The sequence below is a fragment of the Streptomyces sp. NPDC004658 genome (genome assembly GCF_040609555.1).
Classification (GTDB): Bacteria; Actinomycetota; Actinomycetes; order Streptomycetales; family Streptomycetaceae; genus Streptomyces.
On the sequence record NZ_JBEXKG010000262.1, the window covers coordinates 1 to 6,615 of the forward strand.

A 6,615-nucleotide genomic window follows, 5' to 3' on the forward strand; every position below is an offset into this window, starting at 1 on the left:
CCTGGAACCGGCCTACGCCGTCGGCGGCGACAACTTCGACTGGGCCACCAGCGCCGAGCACCTCACCCTCACCGTCACCGACGGCATGGGCCAGGAGCCACCTCCGCCTCCGCGCCGGTCAGCGCGGCCGGTACGCGCTGAACTCCGGCAACAGGGTCGTCCTGGTCCGCGCCGACGGCACCGTCACGACCGTGCTCACCGCCGCGGACGGCCTGTCCAACCCGACCTCCGTGGCCGTCCGCGGCCGCACCGTGTACGTACCGAGCGCCGCGTCCACCACCCGGCGCGACCCGAACCTGCTCCTCGCCCGCCTGCGCCACCTCATCGGCCGGGGTTAGCGCGGGCGCCGGGTGCGGCGCGGGCGTGCGCCACGCCGGGCCGCCCGCTCACCGGCGGCAGGCGGCCCCGGCGGTGTCAGGCCAGTTCCGCCAGGAGGTCGCCGCCCTCCACCTGCTGGATGCGGTTGATGGCGAGGCGCGAGACGCGGCCCGCCTGGGGGGCCGTGATCGTGGCTTCCATCTTCATGGCCTCGATCGTGGCGATCGTGGCACCGGCCGCCACCTCGTCGCCCTCGGCGACGGCCAGGGTCACCACACCGGCGAAGGGCGCCGCGACATGGCCGGGGTCGGACCGGTCGGCCTTCTCCGTCACCGGGACGTCGGAGGCCGCCGCGCGGTCGCGGACCTGGATCGGGCGGAGCTGGCCGTTGAGCGTGGACATCACGGTGCGCATGCCGCGCTCGTCGGCCTCGCCGATCGCCTGGAGCTCGATCAGCAGGCGGACGCCGGGCTCCAGGTCGACGGCGTACTCCTTGCCCGGGCGCAGGCCGTAGAAGAACGCCTTGCTGTCGAGGACGCTGGTGTCGCCGAAGGACTGGCGGTGCGTCTCGAACTCTCGGGTCGGGCCGGGGAACAGCAGCCGGTTGAGGGTGGCCCGGCGGTCCTTGGCCAGTCCCTCGCGGTCCTCGGCGGACAGCTCGGGCGCGGGCTTGGCCGCCGCCCGCCCCTGGAGCGCCTTGGTGCGGAACGGCTCCGGCCAGCCGCCGGGCGGGGTGCCCAGCTCGCCGCGCAGGAAGCCGATCACCGAGTCCGGGATGTCGAACTTGTCGGGGGTCGCCTCGAACGCGTCCGGGGAGACGCCGGCGCCCACCAGGTGCAGGGCCAGGTCGCCGACCACCTTGGAGGACGGGGTGACCTTGACCAGGCGGCCGAGGATGCGGTCGGCGGCGGCGTACATCGCCTCGATGTCCTCGAAGCGGTCGCCGAGACCGAGGGCGACGGCCTGGGTGCGCAGGTTGGACAGCTGGCCGCCGGGGATCTCGTGGTGGTAGACGCGGCCGGTCGGGGAGGCGAGGCCCGCCTCGAACGGGGCGTAGATCTTGCGGACGCCCTCCCAGTACGGCTCCAGGTCGCCGACCGCCTGGAGGTCCAGGCCGGTGGGCCGGTCGGAGTGGTCGGTGGCGGCGACGATCGCGGACAGCGACGGCTGGGAGGTCGTACCGGCCATGGAGGCCACCGCGCCGTCGACCGCGTCGGCGCCGGCCTGGATCGCGGCGAGGTACGTGGCGAGCTGGCCGCCGGCGGTGTCGTGCGTGTGCAGGTGCACCGGCAGGTCGAACTCGCGGCGCAGTGCCGAGACGAGCCGGGCGGCGGCGGGGGCGCGCAGCAGGCCGGCCATGTCCTTGATGGCGAGGACGTGGGCGCCGGCCTCGACGATCTGCTCGGCGAGGCGCAGGTAGTAGTCGAGGGTGTAGAGGCGCTCGGACGGGTCGTTGAGGTCGGCGGTGTAGCAGAGGGCGACCTCGGCGATCGCGGTGCCCGTCTCGCGTACGGCCTCGATGGCGGGCCGCATCTGGCCGACGTCGTTGAGGGCGTCGAAGATGCGGAAGATGTCGATGCCGGTGGCGGCGGCCTCCTGCACGAAGGCGTCGGTGACCTCGGTCGGGTACGGCGTGTAGCCGACGGTGTTGCGGCCGCGCAGCAGCATCTGGAGGCAGATGTTGGGGACGGCCTCGCGCAGGGCGGCCAGCCGCTCCCAGGGGTCCTCGGCGAGGAAGCGCAGCGCCACGTCGTAGGTGGCGCCGCCCCAGCACTCCAGGGAGAGCAGCTGCGGCAGGGTGCGGGCGACGACCGGGGCGACGGCGAGGAGGTCCTTGGTGCGCACCCGCGTGGCGAGCAGGGACTGGTGGGCGTCGCGGAAGGTGGTGTCGGTGACGCCGATGGTCGGGGACTCGCGCAGGTGCCGGGCGAAGCCCTCGGGGCCGAGTTCCACGAGCAGCTGGCGTGAGCCCGCGGGCGGCTCGCCGGCGGGCAGCGGCGGCAGCTTGGTCAGCGGGTCGAGCAGGTCGGGCCGACGGCCGTGCGGCTGGTTGACCGTCACGTCGGCGAGGTAGGTGAGCAGCTTGGTGCCGCGGTCGGCGGAGGAGCGGGCGGTCAGCAGGTGCGGGCGCTGCTCGATGAAGGAGGTGGTGACCCGGCCGGCCTGGAAGTCGGGGTCGTCCAGGACCGCCTGGAGGAACGGGATGTTGGTGGCCACGCCACGGATGCGGAACTCGGCGACCGCGCGCCGGGCCCGGCCGATCGCGGCCCGGAAGTCGCGGCCCCGGCAGGTGAGCTTGACCAGCATCGAGTCGAAGTGCGCGCTGATCTCCGTACCGGCGTGGGTGGTGCCGCCGTCGAGGCGGATGCCGGAGCCGCCCGGGGAGCGGTAGGCGCTGATCCGGCCGGTGTCCGGGCGGAAGCCGTTGGCGGGGTCCTCGGTGGTGATCCGGCACTGGAGGGCGGCGCCGCGCAGGGTGATCGTGTCCTGGGAGAGGCCGAGGTCGGCGAGGGTCTCGCCGGAGGCGATCCGCATCTGGGCCTGGACGAGGTCGACGTCGGTGACCTCCTCGGTGACGGTGTGCTCGACCTGGATGCGCGGGTTCATCTCGATGAACACGTGGTTGCCGTCGCGGTCGAGCAGGAACTCGACGGTGCCGGCGTTGCGGTAGCCGATCTCGCGGGCGAAGCGGACGGCGTCGGCGCAGATGCGGTCGCGCAGCTCCGGGTCCAGGTTCGGGGCCGGGGCCAGCTCGATGACCTTCTGGTGGCGGCGCTGGAGCGAGCAGTCCCGCTCGAAGAGGTGGATGACGTTGCCCTCGCCGTCGGCGAGGATCTGCACCTCGATGTGGCGGGGCTCGACGACGGCCTTCTCCAGGAAGACGGTGGGGTCGCCGAACGCGGCGTCTGCCTCACGGGAGGCGGCCTCGACGGACTCGCGCAGCTGGGCGGGGTCCTCCACGCGGCGCATGCCGCGCCCGCCGCCGCCCGCGACCGCCTTGACGAAGACGGGGAAGCCGATCTCCTCGGCGGCGCGCACCAGTTCGTCCACGTCGGTGGAGGGCTGGGAGGAGCCCAGGACGGGCACGCCCGCCGCGCGGGCGGCGGCGACCGCGCGGGCCTTGTTGCCGGTCAGCTCCAGGGTGGCCGCGCTGGGGCCGTTGAAGGTGATGCCGGCTTCCTCGCAGGCCCGGGCCAGTTCGGGGTTCTCGGACAGGAAGCCGTACCCCGGGTAGACGGCGTCGGCGCCCGCCCGGCGGGCGGCGCCCACGATCTCCTCGACGGAGAGGTAGGCCCGCACCGGGTGCCCCGGCTGCCCGATCTCGTACGCCTCGTCGGCCTTCAGCCGGTGCAGCGAGTTGCGGTCCTCGTGCGGGAACACGGCGACGGTGCGCGCGCCGAGTTCGTAGCCCGCCCGGAACGCGCGGATCGCGATCTCTCCACGGTTGGCGACCAGCACCTTGCGGAACATCCTGGATTCCCTTCAGCTGCCTGCCGGCGACGAACACCCTGGTGTCAGCCACACCTGCCGTACTCGCGGCCACCTTAGGGGGTGCCCGCACGGGTCGATGTGCGAAAACCATCACACTGACGGGGTGGGCGGCGCCACACGGGCGCGCCGGGCCGGGCGGGTCAGAAGCGGCAGCGCAGCCCCTCGGGGAAGGCCGGCGGGGGCGCGGCGAGGGCCGAGCGGATCGAGAGCTGATTCCCGAGGGAGCTGATGGTGCCGATTCCGCCGGCCGGACTAGCGTTCGAGGGAAGGCGCCGGCGCCGTGGGCCGAGCATGCCCGGGGTGGCCGGTCGTCGGGGTGGGGCCGGGGACAGGGGTGGGCGGCGGCGGGGGCGGCGGGGCCGTGCGCGGGGAGCGTGGGCGCGTGGGCCGCAGGGACCGTACGGCGGCGCGGAGCCGATTCCCCCGGCCGTGCAGGAGGCCCAGGACGATCGCCGCGGCCACCGCGATCAGATGCTCGCGGCCGGCCAGGTTGGGGACGGCGATCGACTCCCACACCATCGAGCCGCCGGTCAGCGTGAACACCACGGGCGCGCGCCGGACCACCGAGAGGTAGGTGAACAGACCGACGACGGCCGCGGAGGGCCCGGTGTCGAGCACCCGCCCCGCCTCGGGCGGCAGTCCGAGCCCCCACCAGCCGGGCCCCAGAGCGATCATCAGGCGGGCGGTGAGGGTGCCGGCCAGCGTGGTGGCGTAGGCGATCACCAGGGTCCGGGCCCGGCCCAGGGCCAGTTCGGCCAGGGCGAACGCGAGGAACAGCTGGGTGATGCCCGCCCACACCGGCAGGTCGAGCGCCGGAACGTACAGCGACACGGGGGTGCGCAGCAGGGACAGCCACAGCGGCAGCTCGGCCCGGACCCCGCCGAGCCGCTCCACCCACAGCGCTCCCGTGGGGTGCTGGGCGACGTCGTGGAAGAAGATGACGCCGAACGCGGCGACGAAGGCCAGCAGCAGCCCGGACAGTCCGCGCCGCACGAGCCGCCGTAACGGGTCGACCACGATGGCGTGCCACTCGCCCCACAGCGTCCGCCCGGTGAACCGGGCGAGCCGCGCGAGCAGCGGACGGACTCGCCGGGTGCGCCCTTCAGCGGTCATGAGTCACGGCAGCCCGTCGCCGTCGGCTCCCCCGTCACGCGCATCGCCCCCTCCGCCTCGCTCCCGGCGGTCCGGCCGGCCGAGGTGTTTTTGTCCGCCATCCGTCCGCTTCAGGCGCCATCGTACAGATGTACGGATCGCCCCCAGTCCGACCCGTCCCTCCGTGCAGTCCAGCGAGCCGGGAGGCGGGCGTCAAGATCCGGCGCGGGGGCACGCCGGTGTGGGAAGACCCACAGGCGCGCGGCGGCGAAAGCGGGGGCCGGGAGGCAACCGGCACCCCCGGGGAACCGTCCTCAGGAACAGGCGTTCCCGGGGGCGCGATCCGGAAGGAACACAGAACCTTTCTGTTTCGATCACGAACTCTCGTATAGTGACGGCCAGTTCACCACCGGTGTCACCTCCACCTCCTCGTTCTTCCTGTCCGTCCCGCCCCCGCCTGCCGTCTCCGCCGCAAGGATCAGACCGGACCGATGACCGCGCCCACGCATCCCGGCGACCGACTATCCCTCCGCACCTTCGTCTCCACCCTCGCCGTCACCGGTGTGCTGTCGGCGCTCGTGGTCTGCGCGGCCGTGGCGGCGGCACCGGACTCGGTGCGCACCCCGCTCGCCACGGGCGCGGGCGCGGCGGCGGTCGTGCTCAGCGCGGCCGTGGCCACGGCCGCGCACGCCCTGCGGACCGCGCGCGGCACCCGGCGCCGGCTGGAGAGCGTCACCCAGGACGTCGGACGGCTGCTCCAGCAGCAGGCCCGCACGACCGAGGAGGCACGCCGGGAGCAGCAGCGGCTCATCGACGAACTCGCGCAGCAGCGCACCGAGTTCACGGAGTCGTTCGCGGCCGAACGCGCGCGTCTGGAGGAGGAGGGCGCGCGGGAGCTGGACCGGCTGGCGAAGGAGAACGCCCGTCTCACCGGCGAGTTGGAGCGGGCCCGGCGGGAGCGGGCCGCCGCGGTCGCCGCGACCTCCAACGCCGCCGCCCGGATGCAGGCGCTCGCCACGGCGACCCTCGCCGACCTGCGGGCGATGGAGGACCGGCACACCGACGAGGACGTGCTGGCCGACCTGCTGCACCTCGACCACCGCACGGCCCAGGCCGGCCGGCTCGCGGACTCCGTCGCCGTGCTCACCGGGGCGCGTTCGGGCCGCCGGTGGGCGCGGCCGATCGGGATGGAGTCGATCCTGCGGGGCGCGATGGGGCGGATCGCCGGGTACCGGCGGGTGCGGGTGCACTCGGTCAGCGAGGCCGCCGTCGCCGGGCACGCCGCCGAGGGCGTGATGCACGCGCTCGCCGAACTCCTCGACAACGCTGCCAACTTCTCGCCGCCGACCGCCGAGGTCCACGTGTACGTGGAGGAGGTGCCGGCCGGGGTCATCATGTCCGTGGAGGACAGCGGGCTGGTGATGGGCGAGGTGCAACTGCGCCGCGCCGAGCGGGCGGTGTCCGGTGACGTCTCGGAGCTGGGCGGGCTGACCGGCACCCGGCTCGGGCTCGCCGTGGTCGGCCGGCTGGCCCGCAAGCACGGGCTGAAGGTGTCGTTCCGGCCGTCGGCGCGCGGCGGCACGGGGGTACTGCTGCTCATCCCGCAGGAGATCCTGACCAGCCCCGCAACCGCCGAGCCGGCCGCCGCGGCCCCGCGACCGCAGAGCGGGCCGTCCGTACCGGCACCGGCCGCCGCGGAGAGCGCCGTGGTCC

General features: G+C 74.3%; 3 protein-coding genes and 1 pseudogene. 2 read left to right on the top strand and 2 right to left on the bottom strand.

All coding sequences use genetic code 11. From position 1 onward, the window contains the following. Nucleotides 1-338 (top strand): annotated as a pseudogene (locus ABZV94_RS39245) (hypothetical protein); the annotation flags it as partial. A 76-nt stretch (nt 339-414) separates the two neighbouring features. On the opposite strand, the gene ABZV94_RS39250 reads toward ABZV94_RS39245, so the two are convergent. Both ABZV94_RS39250 and ABZV94_RS39255 read right to left on the bottom strand, forming a co-directional pair. Further along, on the bottom strand, nt 415-3,789 hold the full coding sequence (locus tag ABZV94_RS39250) for a pyruvate carboxylase (RefSeq protein ID WP_356349484.1): 3,375 nt from the start codon (nt 3,787-3,789) through the stop codon (nt 415-417). A 273-nt stretch (nt 3,790-4,062) separates the two neighbouring features. After that, a complete protein-coding gene (locus tag ABZV94_RS39255; protein ID WP_356349486.1) occupies nt 4,063-4,923 on the bottom strand; it encodes a hypothetical protein in 861 nt (286 codons plus the stop codon). Between the two features lie 470 nt (nt 4,924-5,393). On the opposite strand from ABZV94_RS39255, the gene ABZV94_RS39260 reads away from it, so the two are divergent. Beyond that, on the top strand, nt 5,394-6,615 hold a 1,222-nt coding region (locus tag ABZV94_RS39260), incomplete at its 3' end, for an ATP-binding protein (RefSeq protein WP_356349489.1).